This is a genomic window from Mesorhizobium sp. M0060 (genome assembly GCF_040323155.1).
GTDB lineage: Bacteria > Pseudomonadota > Alphaproteobacteria > Rhizobiales > Rhizobiaceae > Mesorhizobium.
In genome coordinates this window covers 234,053-251,643 of sequence record NZ_JAMYUP010000004.1, presented here as the reverse complement: position 1 = coordinate 251,643, position 17,591 = coordinate 234,053, and the positions used below count along the sequence as shown (strand labels likewise).

Sequence of the window (17,591 nt, the reverse complement as noted above, 5' to 3'; positions counted from 1 at the left end):
GCCAAACCAGTCGTGGCCCACGCAATTATCGGTTACGGCGGCCGTGGAATCGCATAAGAAAGCACTACAGCGCCGCGCGTCTTTTGGGACGCGCAAAGGACGCTGTAGCATTTTGATTTTTGCGCATGATCCTTTCCAAAAATCGATTCCGATTCGGGGTCATGCGCTGACTTCTCCAGGGATTACCCATGTCGCGCATTGCCTATGTGAACGGACGCTATGTCGCTCACGCCGAAGCTTCCGTGCATATCGAGGACCGTGGCTATCAATTCGCCGACGGCGTCTACGAGGTCTGCGAGGTGGCAAGGGGGTTCATCGTCGACATGCCGCGCCATCTCGCCCGTTTGAACCGCTCGCTCACCGAACTCTCGATCGACTGGCCGATCACGCGCGGCGTGCTGCCGCTCGTCATGCGCGAAGTGGTGCGCCGCAACCATGTCGTCGACGGCCTGGTCTATGTCCAGGTGACACGCGGTGTCGCCAGCCGTGAGTTTTTCTTCCCGCCGGCAGGCACGAAGCCGTCGCTGGTGGTGACCGCCAAAAAAGCCGATCCTGCAGCTGCCGTGAAGCGGGCCGAGAGTGGGATCCGGGTTATCACGGTGCCGGAGAACCGATGGGATCGGGTCGATATCAAGTCGGTCGGCCTGTTGCCGAACGTGCTGGCCAAGCAGAAGGCCAAGGAAGCCGGCGCCCAGGAGGCGTGGTTCGTCGATGTTGACGGCACCGTCAAGGAAGGCGGATCGTCGAATGCCTGGATCATCACCAGAGATGGCGTGCTGGTGACGCGTCCGGCCGAGCACGGCATCTTGCGCGGTATCACCCGCACGACGCTGTTCGACGTGGCCGCCAAGCTCGGCCTGAAGATCGAGGAGCGCGGTTTTTCGGTTGCCGAAGCCAAGGCCGCACGCGAGGTCTTCATCAGCTCCGCGACCACGATCGCCATGCCGGTGGTGGCAATCGATGGCGCTCCCGTCGCCAACGGCCACCCGGGTTCGATAACAGTTTCATTAAGGCAGGCCTTTTTTGACGTTGCGGAAAAAAGTCCAGCCTGATAACCGCACAGATGGAATGAACATCAATATATCTCGTTCTGCTTGTCGTTGCTGACGGCAAGATGGTGTTTGCGTGCTTGACATGTGCCGGCTAATTTGGCGCATTGGCTCGCAAACCGAAGGGGATCGGCGAAAGACAAGAACAATGGCGGAACGATCGCAAAATCTTCAGGACCTGTTCCTGAATTCAGTTCGCAAGAGCAAAAACCCACTCACCATCTTTCTCATCAACGGCGTGAAGCTGACCGGGGTGGTCACTTCGTTCGACAATTTCTGTGTACTGCTGCGTCGCGACGGCCATTCCCAGCTCGTCTACAAGCACGCCATTTCCACGATCATGCCGAGCCAGCCGGTTCAGATGTTCGATGGTGAGGAAAGCCAGGGCGCCTGATTGGCACGTGAGAAAGACGCGGACCGCAGCGTTCGCGGAAAACCAGCACATCAGACCGGGACAGTGGCCAAAGGTCCGACCCGGGCAGTGGTCATCGTGCCGGTGCTTACCCGGCAGCCGCGTGGCGACGACGACACCAATCGCCCGCGCCTGACCCGTTCCGCCGAGGCCCGTCGCGACGAGGCGGTCGGCCTTGCCAGCGCCATCGACCTTGACCTGGTTCACACGGCGGTGGTGACCGTCAACGATCCACGCCCTGCGACCTTGCTCGGCAGCGGCAAGGTCGCCGAGTTCGCCGAGATCGTCAAAGAGGGTCACGCGGAAGTGGTCATTGTCGATCATCCGCTGACGCCGGTACAGCAGCGCAACCTTGAAAAAGAGTTGAACGCCAAGGTGCTGGACCGCACCGGCCTGATCCTTGAGATTTTCGGCGAGCGCGCCCGCACCAAGGAAGGCACGCTGCAGGTCGATCTTGCCCATCTGAACTATCAGAAGGGCCGCCTTGTGCGGAGCTGGACCCACCTCGAGCGCCAGCGCGGCGGCGCCGGCTTTCTCGGCGGCCCCGGCGAGACGCAGATCGAGTCGGACCGGCGTGTGCTTCAGGACAAGATCACCAAGCTGAAGCACGAGCTGGAAACCGTGCGCCGCACCCGCGACCTGCACCGCGCCAAGCGCAAGAAGGTGCCGTTTCCGGTGGTGGCGATCGTCGGCTACACCAATGCCGGCAAGTCGACGATGTTCAACCGGCTGACCGGAGCGGGGGTGCTGGCGGAAGACATGCTGTTTGCCACGCTCGACCCGACGCTGCGCCGTGTGCGCCTGCCGCATGGCACGCCGATCATCCTTTCGGATACGGTCGGCTTCATTTCCGACCTGCCGACACATCTGGTCGCGGCCTTCAGGGCGACGCTGGAGGAGGTGGTCGAGGCAGACCTCGTCATTCATCTGCGCGACATCTCCGACCCCGATACGGCGGCGCAGGCCGAGGATGTCGAGCGCATTCTTGCCGACCTCGGCGTCGATGCCCGCGATAGCAAGCGCGTCATAGAAGTGTGGAATAAGATCGACCGGCTCGACGAAGGCAACCGGGCGCGGCTGCTTGCCGATGGCGCTGATGGCAAGAAGGCGCCGCCGATCGCCATATCGGCGGTTACCGGAGAGGGTATCGATACGCTGAAGGCGATCATCGAGACGATGATGTCGGGCGAACTGGAATCGTTTACCGTCACGCTCAAGCCCGACCAACTCGGCGTCGTCGACTGGCTCTACCGCAACGGCGACATTGCCTCGCGCGATGACAATGAGGATGGCAGCGTGACCATCTCGCTCAAGGCCACACACAGTGCTCGGCAAGAGATCGAAAGCCGATTGCGCCGTCAAAACAACGGGTAGGGGCTTTTATTTCGCGTTTTTTGCCTGCTGCCAAAGCGCTTCCATTTCGTCCAGCGTCGCCTCTTCGAGGGTGTTTCCCGACGCGTGCAGCGTCCGCTCGATATAATGGAAACGTGCCCGGAATTTTTCGTTGGTGCCGCTGAGTGCCGCTTCGGAATCGATTTTAAGGTGCCGGCCGAGATTGACGACGGCAAACAGCATGTCGCCGAATTCGTCCTTGATCGGCGCAGTGTCGCCTTTGGCCAGCGCCTCGCGCAATTCGCCGATCTCCTCCTCGATCTTGTCGAGGATCGGTGCCGCCTCGCTCCAGTCGAAGCCAACGCGGGCGGCCTTTTCCTGCAGCTTGAGCGCCCGGGTCAGCGCGGGCAGGGCGACCGGCACGCTGTCGAGAAAGCCTTGGCCGTGGTCTTCCGGGTGGAGCCCGCGGGCGAGGCGCGCACTGCGCTTCTCCGCCTTCTCCTCCGCCTTGATCTTTTCCCACATGCCCTTGGCCATGCCGGCGCTGCGCGCCTTCTCGTCGCCGAAGACATGCGGGTGGCGGCGGATCATTTTAGTGGTGATGGCCTGGACCACATCGCCGAATGAAAATTCGCCGGCCTCCTCGGCCATTTGCGCGTGGTAGACCACTTGCAGCAGGAGGTCACCGAGCTCATCGCGCAGATCGTCGAGGTCGCCGCGCGCGATTGCGTCCGCCACTTCGTAGGCTTCCTCTATCGTGTATGGCGCGATTGTCGAAAAGTCCTGCTCGACGTCCCACGGACAGCCGGTTTCCGGCGCCCGCAGCGCTGCCATGATCTCGATCAGCCGGGAAATGTCTTTCGATGGATTCATCTGGCGAACGCTATCCTGCGCCCGGCCGCGCGGCCAACGGCTTCAGCCGGCGAGGGCGCAATGTCCACAGTTGGACGCCTATGTCAGTCGAGCACGGAGACAATCGCCTTGGCGAGCGCGTCCATGCCGTCCTCAGGCAGGCCGGCAACGTTGATGCGGCTGTCGCCGACCATATAGATACCATGGTCGGCGCGCAGCCGCTCGACTTGCGCTTCCGACAGGCCAAGCCGGGAAAACATGCCGCGATGGCTGGCGACGAAATCGAAACGATCGGAGGTCGACTGCCGGCGCAGCGCCTCGGCGAACTGGACGCGAAGCCGCAGCATGCGCAGGCGCATCTCTTCAAGCTCTGCTTCCCAGTCGGCCCGCAATGCGGGGTCTTCAAGCACCATGCGCACCGCAGCCGCGCCATGGTCCGGCGGCATCGAATACATGGCGCGCGCCGCCGACAGCATCTGGCCCATCGCCACATCCGCCTGAGTGCCGTCTTTCGCCATGATCATGGCCGCGCCAACGCGGTCGCGATAGACGGCAAAGTTCTTCGAGCAACTCGAGGCAACGACCATTTCAGGGACTTTCGCCGCCAGCAGGCGCAAGCCGGCGGCGTCCGCATCAAGCCCCTCGCCAAAGCCCTGATAGGCAATGTCGACAAAGGGCAGCAGGCCGCGCTCGCTGACAAGATCCGCAACGGCAGCCCATTGCGCCGCGTCCAGATTGGCGCCCGTCGGGTTGTGGCAACAGCCATGCAGCAGCACGACGTCGCCGGGATGCGCGGTTCTCAATGCATTCAGCATGTCGTCGAAGCGCACCGCGCCCGAGGCAGCGTCGAAATAGGGATACTCGTGTATCTGCAGGCCAGCGGCGCGCATCACCGGCATGTGGTTCGGCCATGTCGGGTCCGACAGCCAGATCGTTGCCTCGGCGCGTGTCCTTTTCAGCAATTCGGCGACCAGCCGCAGCGCGCCGGAGCCGCCGGGCGCCTGCGCAGCGCGGATGCGCGTCATGTCGGCCGCCGGGCCGAACACCAACCTAGCCATTGCGGCATTGAAGGCGGTGTCGCCGGCAAGTCCGAGATAAGTCTTGGTGTCCTGGCTTTGCAGCAGGCGCTTTTCGGCTTCGCGCACAGCGCGCATCACCGGCGTCTTGCCGTCGCGATCCTTGTAGACGCCGACGCCGAGATCGACCTTGTCGGGACGCGGATCGGCGCGATAGAGGCCGATCAAGGCAAGGATCTTGTCGGCAGGCGCGGGCTGGAGATTTTCGAACATCGATAAGGTTCCGTTGGCGGCGGAGTGATACGCAAACCGGCCGTGCTTTGCCAGCGGTTTCATGTGCGCCAACTCGGCGCCGGTTTTCCTCGAGCCCGGCCGATACTATCTGCCGGACTAGGGCAGGCGCGATATCTCCCAGAAAGAGCGCAGCGAGCCGCGCAAGAAAAATTCGGGGAAGCGGGATTAAAATCCCGACCTGCTCCGTAAACAGGACATGAAACGGCCGATGCCACGCTTCGATATTCTGGGACAGCTTGGTTCGCTGCGCCGCTACGCACGCTCGCTGACACGCGACAGCGCCGATGCCGAGGATTTGGTGCATGATGCGCTGGTGCGCGCCTATGAGCGACGCGGCAGCTTTCGCTCCGGCGGAAATCTTCGCGTATGGCTGCTGTCGATCGTCCACAATGCGTTCATCGACGGCTTGCGATCCCGCAAATCCGAAGCGATGCGCGTCGAGCAGGCCGGCTATCTCGCCGAGGCCAGCGTCCAGGCTCCCCAGGAACATTCAGTTCGTCTGGCACAGGTGCGCGACGCCTTTTTCACATTGCCGGAAGAGCAACGTTGCGCGCTGGATCTCGTTGCCATCGAGGGGCTTAGCTACAGCGAGGCGGCCGAGGTCAGCGGCGTGCCGCTTGGCACGCTGATGTCGCGCATCGGCAGAGCGCGTGCGGCCCTCCGCGAGATGGAGGACGCGGCACCGGCATGCACGAAAGGCCATCTGAAGATCGTCGGAGGTCGATGATGAACCAACTGCGCGATCCTGTGACCGATACCGATCTCTATGCCTACGTCGACGATCAGCTGGACGTTGCGCGGCGCATCGAGGTCGAAGCATTTCTTTCCGCGCGCCCGCAAGCGGCGGCGCGCGTGATGTCCGATCTCCGGACGCGTGACGAGCTGCGCGTGGCGCTTGCCGGATCGAAGGCCATGGCGCAGCCGAGAACGACCGATGCGGCACGGCGGCTGGAGCGAGGCTTGGCGCGCGGCCGCGTTCTCGGTGCTTTGCAGCGGGCGGCGGCGGTCGCTGTTTTCGTTGCCGCCGGCTGGCTTGCGAATGGGCTCATCGGACCGATATCGGTGACGGAAGTCGTCGCCTCGACCCATCCGCCCGCTTTTGTGGAGGAGGCGATCCGGGCGCACCGGACGACGCTCGTGCGCGAAGCCATGTCGTCGCAATCCGAAGCGCCCAACTACAATGCCGACGAAATCCGCGCTGCCACGGCGATCATTATGCCGTCACTGCCAAAGGACTGGAAAGTCCGTGACGTGCAGATCTACCCGTCACAGTTCGGCCCGAGCGTCGAGATGGCTGTCGAGACAAGGGAGATGGGCCTGCTCTCGCTGTTCGCTATCCGGCCCGGAACATTCGACGTCGTCAGGCCGACTGTCGTTCCGTCGGGCGAAGTTTCCTCGGCCTATTTCCAGATCGGCGAGGTCGCCTACGCAGTCGTCGCACGTAGCGGCGTCCAGGGCCTCGATCGCACGGCCGAAGCGCTCGCCAGAACGCTTTACTAATCGACTACCTCGAAGAAGGAGAACCAAATGAACAATCTGGGATATATCGGGGCCGGAGCCCGAGCCGGAGCAGTCTATGACGAGGGCCTGCGCCGGCACATGCTGCGCGTCTATAACTACATGGGCCTTGGCCTCGTCGTCACCGGCTTGATCGCGTTCGTGGTGTCTTCCACGCCCGCCCTTTACGTGCCGATCTTCTCCACTCCGCTGAAATGGGTGGTGATGCTGGCGCCGCTGGCCTTTGTGCTGCTGTTCTCATTCCGGATGCAGACGATGTCGGCAGCCGGCGCGCAGGCGATGTTCTGGGCTTTCTGTGCGGTCATGGGCCTGTCGCTGGCTTCCGTGTTCCTGGTCTTTACCGGCACCAGCATCGCGCGCACCTTCTTCATCGCCGCCACCATGTTCGGTGCGACCAGCCTTTACGGCTACACGACCAAACGCGACCTGACGCAGTTCTCGTCGTTCCTGATCATGGGCCTGATCGGCGTGGTGATTGCCAGCATCGTCAACATCTTTCTCGGCTCGACTGCGCTGCAGTTCGCGATCTCGGTAATCGGCATCGCTGTGTTCATCGGTCTCACCGCCTGGGATACTCAGACGATCAAGGAGCAGTATGCGGAAAACTTCGGTGCGGAATCGCAGCAGAAGCTCGCTGTCTTCGGGGCATTCTCGCTCTATCTGAACTTCATCAACATCTTCCAGCTGTTGCTGAACTTCACCGGAGAGCGCGAATAGCCGCGTCGCCAGGCACCGCCGCGCGATGCCGAGGCGGAGCGCTTCATCCAGGACCAGATCGCCCGGCAGTCAGGGGCACCATACTACATGGCGCAGACGATCGTAGTGCAAGAGCAGGCCCTGAACGCAGCACAGGCGCGCATCGAAGAACTGGAAGAGCAGGCGCGGCAGCCTGCCGGCGGTGGACCGCTCAGCGGCTTCTTCGGCCGCAGCGGCGGCAGGCGTTCTGGCTCGGTTCCGCGGGTAGGGCGCACCGCTTCTGCTGCAGCGGGAGGACCACAAGACAACCCACAGCGGGCCGGCGGCGGTTTTCTTGCCGGCGCGGCGCAGACTGCGATGGGTGTGGCTGGCGGCGTGCTGCTCGGCAATGCGATCCCCGGCATGTTTGGTGGCAACGAAGCGCAGGCAGCCGAACAGCCGGCACCCCAACCAGACGAAGCTGGCCAGCCAGACGATGCTGGCTCCGATAATGGCGGTGACTTCGGCGATATGGAATTCTGACGAGCGACCCAGCCTGCGCCGGTGCTCGTGGCGTTGCCGGTCAGCAGACAGGCGAGGGCAGCATCCGGGAAGCGAGCCCTCGCCGGCGGCTAATAGCCCAAGCGCTTCAATTCAGCCTTGACCGCCGCGATTGTCTTGAAGCGGAAACGCTTTGTCGTGCCGTCGCGCCATCCGCAGTCGCAGGTGGCGTCGAACTTTTGGCTCACTTTCAATTGGGTCAACGCCTTCTGACCCGGTTTGGGGGTGTCGAAGAAGCGAACTTCATAGAGCGTACCCGAGACATCGTAGTGCGACACTGGCCAGGCAAGTATGACGATCAGCTCCTTTGCCGGATCGTGATCGGCGTTGACGAGGCCGAGCGCTGTAATCTCCGGCGTGCCGCCTTCGTGTTCGCCAACCGTGACCTGGATTGCACGGTACCCGTTGGGCTGCTGCTGTAGCGCGACGAGTGGGCGTTCCGGATATTCCTCGGTGGTCTGGTAATCGACGAACAGCGTCTGGAGCCCGTTCCAGGTCACGGCTGTCGTGTGCGGGTCAGCGTTGTCCGCGAACCCAACAACACGTTTCGCGAAAGCCAGGTCATTCTCGCCTGGAGCATGATTGAGATCCTGCGCTCGCGTGTCGGTGAATGCGCAGGCGACAGCGAAGACAAAACCTGCAAACGACCAAAGTCTCTTCATGATTCGCAACTTAGCATGCTGTTGCGAATGTTTGCGATCTCACTCCAACTAGAACTGCAATGCGGCGCTCAAGAAGTTTAGCTTTGAGCGCATGTCATGAGAACGAGCGTGCGCGACCTCTGCAAGCCTCGCTTGCGCCATACGGCCGGGGCACTGGGACACGATCGGCGATCACGTTGAAGCCGGAGAGACGCTGGAAAATGTCGCGTCTCTAACTTGCTCAACCGTCGCATTCCTAAAATGGCTACAAGCTTCAGTCGCATAAGATAGATTATGGAACTGACATGGCCGATAGGATGTGGCGTGGAGATAGCAAAAGCGAGCCGCTGGGCGGTTTTGGAGCGAGAATTGGTTTCATGCATCTCGCGAGACCTAATCCTGGAACCCAGCCATGAAAAACTTGGTCCTTCACGCTGATTTGTAAGGGATTTCGATCCTCATGCCGTCATAGGCAGGCTCGACGTTGACCGGCGTCTCGGCCATCACCGTGGCGTAGTCGAGCGGCACATGCATATGCGTCAGCACGGCGTTCTTCGGCGCCAGTCTTTCGATCCAGCCAAGCGCCTGGCCAAGCGACAGATGACTCGGATGGATGGTGTACTGCAGCGCATCGATGACCAGCATGTCCAGCCCTTGCAGACGCTCGGCGGTCGCTTCGGGAAAGTCGCTTATGTCAGGACAATAAGCGAGATTGCCGATACGAAAACCCAGCGAGATGATGTCGCCATGGATCTGCGGCAGCGGTTCGAGGGTGAGGGCACCGCCCTCGCCTCCGATCACCACCGGCCTGGCGTGGTCAATGATATGGGCGTTGACGATCGGCGGGTACGAACTGCCTTTCGGCGTTTCGAAACAGTAGCGAAACGCTTCCCGCAGCCGCGGCATGGTGGCCTGGTCGGCATGGATGTCGATCCGGTGGCGCTGCTCGATCACGAAGCCACGCAAATCGTCGATGCCGTGGATATGGTCGGCGTGCGGATGCGTATAGATGACCGCATCGATGCGCCTGACCGATGCCAGCAGCATCTGCTCGCGGAAATCCGGGCCGGTGTCGATGACGACAGTGGTCCGGGCGCCATTCGCCGCGATCCGCTCGACCAGCGCTGCGGTGCGCATGCGCCGGTTCCGGGGGTTCGCGGGATCGCAATTGCCCCAGTCGCCGGTGATGCGCGGCGTGCCTGGCGATGAGCCGCAGCCGAGGACGGTAAGGCGCAACCGGTCGCTCATGCGTCAGGCGCCCGGCGCGCTCGGGCGCGGCATTTTCCTGAACAACCGGAAGAAATTATCCGTGGTGACGGTCGCGATCTCGGCGTCGCTGACGCCGATCGTCTCGGCCAGCACCTTGGCTGTATGCGCGACAAAGGCAGGCTCGTTGCGCTTGCCGCGAAACGGGATCGGCGCCAGATACGGCGCGTCGGTTTCGACCAGCAGACGGTCGTGCGGCAGATCGGCGGCGATGGCGCGCAGCTCGGCGGAGTTCTTGAAGGTCAGGATACCCGAAAAGGAAACATAGCCGCCGAGCGCTACGCCGATCTCGGCCAGCCTGTGCCCCGACGAAAAACAGTGCAGGATGAAGGGGAAGGCGCCCTTCCCTGTTTCCTCTTCGAGAATATCAGCCATGTCGTCGTCGGCGTCGCGGGAATGGATGACCAGCGGCAGACCGGTCTCGCGCGCGGCGGCGATGTGGGTGCGAAAGCCCTGCGCCTGTGCATTGCGCGGCGCGTGATCGTAGAAATAGTCGAGCCCGGCCTCGCCGATCGCCACCACTTTGCGATGAGCGGACAGCCGGACCAGATCCTCAACCGTGACATCAAGCTCTTCAGCCGCATTGTGCGGATGAGTGCCGACAGAGCAATAGACATCGTCGAAAGTCTCTGCAATATCAACTATTTGTTGAAAACGCTTCACCCGTGTCGAGATCGTCACCATACGTCCCACCCCGGCCGCGAGGGCGCGGGCGACGATAGCCGCCCGCTCCTCGGCGAAATCCGGAAAGTCGAGATGGCAATGGCTGTCGACCAGCATCAGGCGTTCGCGTCCGGCTGTTCGACATAACGTGGAAACACCGGTTCCGGCACCGGCAGCGCCGTGCCGGGTACCAGCGCATCGCCTTCCGCGACATGCTCAAAATTACGGCTGTCTGCCGGCACCGCCAAAAGATCGAGCAGCTTTGCCGCCGAGTCTGGAATGAAGGGCTGGCACAGCAACCCGACACGCCGGATCACCTCAGCCGTCGTCCACAGCACCGTTTCCATGCGTGCCGGATCGGTCTTCTTCAGCGCCCACGGCTCCTGCCCGGCGAAATAGCGGTTGGCTTCGGCCACCACGCCGAAGATCGCCGCCAGCGCCAGATGGATACCCTGGTCGGCCATCGTCCTGCGCGCCGTGACAAGGGCGACATCTGCCTGATCGAGGATCGCCTTGTCGGCGTCGCTCAATTGGCCACGCTTCGGCACCACGCCGCCGCAGTTCTTGGCGATCATCGACAGCGAGCGCTGTGCCAGATTGCCGAGATCGTTGGCAAGGTCGGCATTGGTGCGGTTGACGATCGCATCATGGCTGTAGCTGCCGTCCTGGCCGAACGGCACTTCGCGCAGGAAGAAATAGCGCACCTGGTCGAGCCCGTAATGCTCGATCATGGCGAACGGGTCGATGACGTTGCCGACCGACTTCGACATTTTCTCGCCGCGGTTGAACAAAAAACCATGCGCGAACACGCGCTTCGGCAATTCGATGCCAGCCGACATCAGGAAAGCCGGCCAGTAGACCGCGTGGAAGCGCACGATATCCTTGCCGATGACGTGGACGTTTGCCGGCCAGAAAGACCATCTCTCATTGGCCGGATCCGGATAACCGGCGGCGGTGATGTAGTTGGTCAAGGCGTCGACCCAGACATACATCACATGCTTGTCGTCTCCCGGCACCGGCACGCCCCATTTGAACGTGGTGCGCGAGATGGACAGATCCCTCAGGCCGGATTTGACGAAGCTGACGATCTCATTGCGCCGCTCCGCCGGTCCGACGAATTCGGGGCTGTTCTCGTACAGTGCGAGCAGCCTGTCCTGATAGGCGGAAAGCCGAAAGAAGTAGCTTTCTTCTTCGGTCCATTCGACGGGCGAGCCGAGCGGTTCACGGCGCACGCCGTCGTCGCCGACCTTGGTTTCGGCCTCGTCGAAATAGGCTTCCTGCCGCACCGAATACCAGCCGCTGTAGCGGTCGAGGTAAATGTCGCCATTCTCAGCCATGCGTGTCCAGATCGCCTGGCAGGCCTTGTAGTGCCGCTCCTCGGTAGTTCGGATAAAAACGTCGTTCGAGCAGCCGGTCGCTTCGAGCATCGAACGGAAGATCGCCGAATTGCGATCGGCAAGCACCTTCGGCGTCAGGCCTTCGGCGTCCGCCGTCTGCTGCATCTTCAAGCCGTGCTCGTCGGTCCCCGAGACGAAGAAGACGTCCTTGCCGTCGAGCCGCTGGAAGCGGGCAAGCGTGTCGCTGGCGATCACATTGTAGGCATGGCCGATATGCGGCTTGCCGTTCGGATAGAAAATCGGCGTCGTGACGTAGTATTTTTCGCGTGACATGGATGAGCCGTCATGAATGTCAGAATGAAAGATGTCGCGGTGAGATATCGCATCGAAACGGCAATTGCCATCCGACGCCAATGTGGTGGATTCGAAGTTCCTGCCATTGGTTGGGATCAACGCTCAGGGACATCAAAGCCACGCCAGCGGCCGTCACATTCGCATTGCAGAATTCAGGCGGTCGATCATGGTCAGGGCGTGCTGCTTCTTGTCGAGATTGTAGGTCTCGGTTTCAGATATAGCGTTCAAAGCCTCGTGCCAAGTATCCGACAGCGTTTTGGCCCGCGCGAGATCGCCGGCCAGCGCGGCCTGGCTGGCGCCGGCCGACAGCAGATCAAGCGCTCGGCGATTGAAGATGTCGAATGGGATCGCCTGGTCACGGGCGGCGACCGCCTCGGCAAGACGGTAGGCGCCGGCGACATCTATTTTTTGGACCATCACCAGGGCGTCGAGGGTGGAGGCGATTTCCAGCCCGCCATATTGCGTCAACAAAATCGCGTTGCGGGCGCTGCCCCCTGCCCGTTCCGCCAGCGCCGCGCGCGCTGCGGGATCCTCCGGCGGCGGCGGCTCGATGCCCTCCAGAACCGTCATCAGGCTATCGGCGTCGAGCGGCGTCAGCCGCACCATCTGGCAGCGTGACCGTATCGTCGGCAGCAGGCTGCCCGGCGCATGGACGATGAGGATGAACAATGTCCGCGCGGGCGGCTCTTCAAGATTCTTAAGCAAGGCATTGGCGGCATTGGTGTTCATGTCGTCGGCGGGATCGACGATGACCACCCGGTAGCTGCCGTCATGCGAGGTCAGCGACAGAAAGCGGCTGACTCTGCGGATCTCGTCGACGGTGACCACGGTCTTGAAGCTCTTGGTCTTGTCGTTCGCGGGGCGCGTCAGATGCAGCACCGAAGGATGCGCCCCGGTGGCGATCTGGCGAAACAGCGACGAAGCCGGATCGGGAACGGCAAGGCTTTCCGGCGCCTGCTCGAAGACCGGGTGCTTCAACAGGTGATGCGCCAGGTGAAAGGCCAGCGTCGCCTTGCCGATGCCGACCGGCCCGGCAAAGATCAGCGCGTGCGGCAGCTTTCCCGAGCGATAGGCGGCGGCAAGCATGTTGGCCGCCGGGAGATGTCCGACGAGGCGCGGCGTTTCGGATGGCTCCGGCACCCCGTCCAGCGTGTCGTGCTGTTCAGGAGCGATCCGTTCGAAAATCATGCCGGCGCCGCCTGTCTGTTTTGCGCCGGCATCATCCTCTCGAGGGCCGCGAAGACGGTGGCGGTAACGACATTCTCCACCATGTCTGGGTCGGCGGATGCATCGATGACGGTGCAGCGTTCGGGTTCAGCCGCGGCGATCGCCAGAAAAGCCTCGCGGCGGCGCTGGTGGATCGCCAATGTTTCCTTCTCGAAGCGGTCCGGGCCGTCACTGCTGCCTCGCCGGGCGGTAGCGCGCCTCAGGCCTTCGGCGGGATCGATGTCCAAGATCAGCGTCATGTCCGGCACCATGCCGTTGATGGCAACCTTCTCCAGGGCGTCCATGAATGCCAGGTCGAGGCCACCGGTGACGCCCTGGTAGACGCGCGAGGAATCCATGAAGCGGTCGCAAAGTACGATCGAGCCGCGCTCGACTGCCGGCCGGATGACCTGTTCGACGTGGTCCGAACGCGCGGCGGCGAAAAGCAGCGCTTCCATCTTGGGGCCGAACGGCTCGGCCGCGCCTGAAAGCAGGACATGTCTGACCGCCTCCGCACCCGGCGAGCCACCTGGTTCACGCGTCACCAGCACATCGTATTTCTTGGCGCGCATCTTCTTTGCCAGCCGCTCGATCTGCGTCGACTTGCCTGCTCCTTCGCCGCCTTCAAAAGTGATGAAAAATCCGCGCGCCAAAGCCTCTGTCCATGCTTCGGGGACCGTATAGTCCCAGCGGGAAAAAAGGTCCACCGCGACCGCACTAACGCAGCCAGCCGACGGCCAGTTCCTTGGCGGCATCGAGAGCGCGTTGCGGCAGCGAGCCGACACCGATCGACTCGGCGGCAAAAAGCGGCGTCTCCTGGCTCAGCGTGTCGCCGATCCACACGCGCAGCGCACCCACCGGCTGCCCCTCCTCCACGGGCGCTGCAATCGGTCCGTCATAGACGATCCTGGCCGTGAGCTTGTCGCGGTTGGTGATCGGCAGGAAGATCTCCACCGGTCCTTTTGCCTTTAACGCGACGCCGGATTTGGCGCCGCCAAAGACCTGGGCTTCGCCAACCACTTCGTCGTTGGCGAATACCTCAGTCTTCTCGAACGAGCGAACGCCCCAGTCGAGCAGCTTTCGCGCTTCCTCGGCGCGCTCGCGGTCGTTTGCCAGCCCGCTCATCGCCGCCATCACCCTTGTCCCATTGTGGCTGACCGAGCCGACGATGCCGAATCCGGATTGCTCGCTGGCGCCGACTGCAAGGCCGTCGGCGCCTATATCCATGGCCAGCAACGGGTTGCGGTTCCTCTGGGAGATCTTGTTCCAGGTAAAATCCTTCTGGCCATAATAGCGGTAGAGATCCGGGTAGTTCCGCCAGAGATGCAAGGCCAGAAGCGCAAGCTCGCGAACGCTAGTTTGCTGCCCATCGGCCGGCAGACCGGTCGAATTGACGAATGTCGATTTCTGCAAGCCGATCTGGCGGGCGCGCTCGGTCATCTGCGCCGCGAAATTCGCCTCGGACCCGGCCATTCCTTCAGCGATGACTATACAGCCGTCATTGGCCGCCTGCACGGTCACGCCCTGGATCAGGTCTTCGAGCCGGATCGTCGACTTGAGTTTCGCGAACATGGTCGATGTCCCCGAAGGAGCGCCGCCCTTGCGCCAGGCGTTCTCGCTCACCACGAAGGTGTCGTCGAGCGTCATGCGCCCCGACTTGATAGCGTCGAAGACCACTTCCATCGTCATCAGCTTGGCCAGCGAGGCCGGCGGGATCAACCTGTCGGCATCCTTGGAAAACAGCACGGTGCCGGTTTCGGCATCGATCATGAAGGCCTGCGCGGCCTTGGTCTCGAAAAGCTGTGCTGAGGCCGGCATAAGCGAGAGCAGCAGCAGGCCGAGCGCCATGAGCCCGGTGAAAGGGTGGAAAAATTTCATCAGTTCGACCAATCAGCCGGCGCTTTTGCAAGTTGGGCCGAAGCTATCAGGCTTTTGCCTGGCGGATCAATCGTGCACGGAAAAACCAGGCAGCCCGAGGTCAGTTGCGTACAACAAGCGCATCCGGCGCACCATGCGACCACGCGGCTTTCAGCATCTCGTCCAGGCTGCCACGGCCGTCGGCATAGAGGTTGACCGAGTACCAGTCCTTGCCGTCGAGATCGGAGCGCTGGATCTCGGTCTTGCCGAAGCTGGAAAGCTGCGCCGCCACCCGCTCGGCCTCGGCGGCGTTCTCGAACGAACCCGCCGCAACATAGTCCATAGGCGACCCGGCTGGAGGAGCTTGCTGTCTCCACGATTGAAGAATCTCGGCGGGCGACATGCCGGCGCCATCCAGTGCGACAAAGGCGTTGGAGGCGCGCTGCACACGCTCATCGGCATAAGACAGCGACGCCACGGTGAATGGCGATTGCGCCGGCAGGTTGATCTCCGGACGCTCCGGCACGATCGGCCCGTAATCAGGTAGCGTCACATTGCCGGAGGCTGGTGCCTGCGTCGCAATGACTGCTTCCGACGCCTGCACGGAATTCGTCAGCTGACCGGGGAACGGCACCGCCGCGGCGCTCACCGGCAGGCTCGGCGACGGCCCATTCATGGCGACCATGACACCGCTCGGCAGACCGTCCGACGCATCCGGTGCCCTGTTGCCGGGATGGTACGAAGCCATCAGATATTGGCCGTCATTGCCTTCGAGCGGCGCACGGCCGACATATTCGACCTTCACCTCGGCCGTACCGACATTGGCGTAATCGAGCATTTCAGCAGCGCGCTTCGACACATCGATGATGCGCCCATCATGATAGGGTCCGCGATCGTTGACGCGCACGATCACCGAGCTGCCCGTCTTGAGATTGGTTACCCGCGCATAGCTCGGCAGCGGCATGGTCGGATGCGCCGCCGTCAGATCGGCCATGTCGTAGACTTCGCCGTTGGCGGTCAACCGGCCGTGGAAGGCCTCACCATACCAGGATGCGAGGCCAACCTTGGCGTAACGCTTGTCTTCCTTCGGATAGTACCACTTGCCGCGTACCTGATAGGGTTTGCCGAGTTGGTCGCGTCCGCGAGACGTCTTGAACAGCACGCGCGGGCTGGCTTTCACACCGTATTCGGCTTCGGAAAAATATTCCTTGGAGCGAGGTTTCTTGTTGACCATCGCCTTTTGCTGCGGCCCGGCACATGCCGCAAGAAAGGCTGCCGACAAGGCAAACAGCGCGAAAGCGGAAGCGCGACGAAGACGCGGGCGCGCCGTGGTCTGCATTTTTCGATTGTCCCCTACAGTCTCGACAAAGGCACCGCAACGTGAACGTCAGCGGTGCCAAAGCACCCACTCCAGAAACGCCGGCGACGCCCTACCCCAATCCTTTTGTGCGCAGGAATTGTTTATCACCGTATTAACCGATTGTGGTCGGAACCGGGCGAGATTGTGGCACGGGACCGTCTCGCCGATCGGCATGAAAATCATCGCCTATCGATCAGCAGCGCCATTCGTGCCGCACGCGCCTTGCGGCTAAGCGTTGGCGTGTCTGCGAGCGCAAATTCAGGGACCGAATATCACAAGTTCGGTGAACGTTAGATCTCCAAGTGCGGGTGGTCTGGGACCCTTGAAGTATTTCAGCCCCTTGTTGGGGCGGTACCACCCCGACAAACCTGGAATCGGCTCCTTGGCGTCGACAAAGCAAACCAGGATTCCGCTTCGCAAGAGAAAGCGCCCCATGGCACCGGCGCACCGGCTCAAATCCGTGAGCGAGCGGCAATAGATGATCTGATGGCATCGGATAAGACCGTGCAACATTCGGCGCGGCATCAACACCAAGGGGAACGCTGCTCCGTCGCAAATGCAGATCAACGACAGGCAGCCCAGCGCCGAGTGTTCCGAGAGTATGTATCTCTCACTCTCGGACAACATCGCCAATTCCGGAAGATCAGGACGGAATTCGAGCACGCGACATGATCGCTGCGCCGAATTCAAAGCCGGCAGGAAGGTAAATTGTCCCTTGGAAAAGAGGCGAAAGCCGAGCGCCCGGTTGGCTTTTAATGTCGCTTGTGCCGGCGAAATGTTCGTGTAGGTCACATCCCTCCGCTTGAGAACCGCCGCGACCAACATGGCGCCATAGGGACGGAATTCTGCGTCGACTGACCAGCTTGAAAGGTTGCAGCGGATTTCGTCGCCCTCCGGCCCCTGGTAACGGGCATAAAGGGTGAGCACAACGCCGACGATCCGACCGGCGTGCTCCAAAGCAAAGCCATATTGTGGGAGCTCGGCAACCGCAGGCCGCTGCGACAAACGGGTCAGAGCCTGTATCCAGTAACTCCGGTTACGCTGCGGAAAGCCCCTGCACAGGCAGTCGACCACTCCCTCCCAGTCGGTTTCGCGAATTGGTCTACAGCGAAGACCGGGCGGGAGAGCGCCAAGTACGGCCAAAATCAACTCCAGAATACGATTTTACTTAGACGTGCTTAACGCTCCAACATATCGG

At 62.0% G+C, this 17,591-nt stretch carries 17 protein-coding genes and 1 pseudogene; 7 read left to right on the top strand and 11 right to left on the bottom strand.

The annotated features are described in order from the left end of the window. Nucleotides 1-188 precede the first annotated feature (188 nt). From NKJ94_RS06755 to hflX, 3 genes are all read left to right on the top strand, one after another. Nucleotides 189-1,052 (top strand): D-amino-acid transaminase, encoded by an 864-nt coding sequence (locus NKJ94_RS06755; RefSeq protein WP_352523781.1) that lies wholly within the window; start codon nucleotides 189-191, stop codon nucleotides 1,050-1,052. Nucleotides 1,053-1,197: 145 nt separating this feature from the next. Then, complete coding sequence (gene hfq / locus NKJ94_RS06750; protein ID WP_006202172.1) at nucleotides 1,198-1,443, top strand: RNA chaperone Hfq; 246 nt, start codon at nucleotides 1,198-1,200, stop codon at nucleotides 1,441-1,443. Then, entirely contained in the window at nucleotides 1,444-2,835 is a 1,392-nt protein-coding gene (hflX, locus tag NKJ94_RS06745; RefSeq protein ID WP_352523780.1) for a GTPase HflX, read from the top strand. Between the two features lie 6 nt (nucleotides 2,836-2,841). On the opposite strand, the gene mazG is transcribed toward hflX, so the two are convergent. Continuing rightward, nucleotides 2,842-3,666, bottom strand: coding sequence for a nucleoside triphosphate pyrophosphohydrolase (mazG, locus tag NKJ94_RS06740; RefSeq protein WP_352523778.1), 825 nt, complete (start codon nucleotides 3,664-3,666; stop codon nucleotides 2,842-2,844). Between the two features lie 83 nt (nucleotides 3,667-3,749). Continuing rightward, nucleotides 3,750-4,934 (bottom strand): amino acid aminotransferase, encoded by a 1,185-nt coding sequence (locus NKJ94_RS06735; protein ID WP_352523777.1) that lies wholly within the window; start codon nucleotides 4,932-4,934, stop codon nucleotides 3,750-3,752. A 217-nt stretch (nucleotides 4,935-5,151) separates the two neighbouring features. On the opposite strand from NKJ94_RS06735, the gene NKJ94_RS06730 reads away from it, so the two are divergent. From NKJ94_RS06730 to NKJ94_RS06715, 4 genes and pseudogenes are all read left to right on the top strand, one after another. After that, nucleotides 5,152-5,682 carry a sigma-70 family RNA polymerase sigma factor gene (locus NKJ94_RS06730; protein ID WP_502896076.1) on the top strand — a complete coding sequence of 177 codons (531 nt, stop codon included), beginning with the start codon at nucleotides 5,152-5,154 and terminating at the stop codon, nucleotides 5,680-5,682. Continuing rightward, complete coding sequence (locus NKJ94_RS06725; RefSeq protein WP_352523869.1) at nucleotides 5,682-6,455, top strand: anti-sigma factor family protein; 774 nt, start codon at nucleotides 5,682-5,684, stop codon at nucleotides 6,453-6,455. Before NKJ94_RS06730 ends, NKJ94_RS06725 begins: the two co-directional genes overlap by 1 nt. 27 nt (nucleotides 6,456-6,482) lie before the next feature. After that, the gene (locus tag NKJ94_RS06720; protein ID WP_352523774.1) at nucleotides 6,483-7,190 is read left to right on the top strand and encodes a Bax inhibitor-1/YccA family protein; all 708 of its coding nucleotides are present in this window, start codon (nucleotides 6,483-6,485) and stop codon (nucleotides 7,188-7,190) included. A gap of 21 nt (nucleotides 7,191-7,211) precedes the next feature. Then, nucleotides 7,212-7,691: pseudogene (locus NKJ94_RS06715) on the top strand (DUF2076 domain-containing protein); the annotation flags it as partial. A gap of 89 nt (nucleotides 7,692-7,780) precedes the next feature. Here NKJ94_RS06715 and NKJ94_RS06710 read toward each other — a convergent pair. From NKJ94_RS06710 to NKJ94_RS06670, 9 genes are all read right to left on the bottom strand, one after another. After that, entirely contained in the window at nucleotides 7,781-8,380 is a 600-nt protein-coding gene (locus NKJ94_RS06710) for a hypothetical protein (protein WP_352523772.1), read from the bottom strand. Nucleotides 8,381-8,779: 399 nt separating this feature from the next. Then, nucleotides 8,780-9,598: an MBL fold metallo-hydrolase gene (locus NKJ94_RS06705; protein WP_352523770.1), complete on the bottom strand. Its 819-nt coding sequence runs from the start codon at nucleotides 9,596-9,598 to the stop codon at nucleotides 8,780-8,782. Between the two features lie 3 nt (nucleotides 9,599-9,601). Continuing rightward, nucleotides 9,602-10,396, bottom strand: coding sequence for a TatD family hydrolase (locus NKJ94_RS06700; RefSeq protein ID WP_352523768.1), 795 nt, complete (start codon nucleotides 10,394-10,396; stop codon nucleotides 9,602-9,604). Next, nucleotides 10,396-11,982 (bottom strand): methionine--tRNA ligase, encoded by a 1,587-nt coding sequence (gene metG / locus NKJ94_RS06695; protein ID WP_352523867.1) that lies wholly within the window; start codon nucleotides 11,980-11,982, stop codon nucleotides 10,396-10,398. The genes NKJ94_RS06700 and metG overlap by 1 nt, the downstream gene beginning before the upstream one ends. Nucleotides 11,983-12,102: 120 nt before the next feature. Then, nucleotides 12,103-13,158, bottom strand: a complete 1,056-nt coding sequence (locus NKJ94_RS06690) for a DNA polymerase III subunit delta' (protein ID WP_352523766.1) — start codon at nucleotides 13,156-13,158, stop codon at nucleotides 12,103-12,105. After that, nucleotides 13,155-13,829, bottom strand: coding sequence for a dTMP kinase (gene tmk / locus NKJ94_RS06685; protein WP_352523865.1), 675 nt, complete (start codon nucleotides 13,827-13,829; stop codon nucleotides 13,155-13,157). Before tmk ends, NKJ94_RS06690 begins: the two co-directional genes overlap by 4 nt. A gap of 64 nt (nucleotides 13,830-13,893) precedes the next feature. Next, nucleotides 13,894-15,024 carry a D-alanyl-D-alanine carboxypeptidase family protein gene (locus tag NKJ94_RS06680; RefSeq protein ID WP_352523863.1) on the bottom strand — a complete coding sequence of 377 codons (1,131 nt, stop codon included), beginning with the start codon at nucleotides 15,022-15,024 and terminating at the stop codon, nucleotides 13,894-13,896. A 130-nt stretch (nucleotides 15,025-15,154) separates the two neighbouring features. Beyond that, nucleotides 15,155-16,372, bottom strand: coding sequence for a septal ring lytic transglycosylase RlpA family protein (locus NKJ94_RS06675; RefSeq protein WP_352523765.1), 1,218 nt, complete (start codon nucleotides 16,370-16,372; stop codon nucleotides 15,155-15,157). Between the two features lie 279 nt (nucleotides 16,373-16,651). Continuing rightward, entirely contained in the window at nucleotides 16,652-17,536 is an 885-nt protein-coding gene (locus tag NKJ94_RS06670; RefSeq protein WP_352523763.1) for a GNAT family N-acetyltransferase, read from the bottom strand. Between the last annotated feature and the right edge of the window lie 55 nt (nucleotides 17,537-17,591).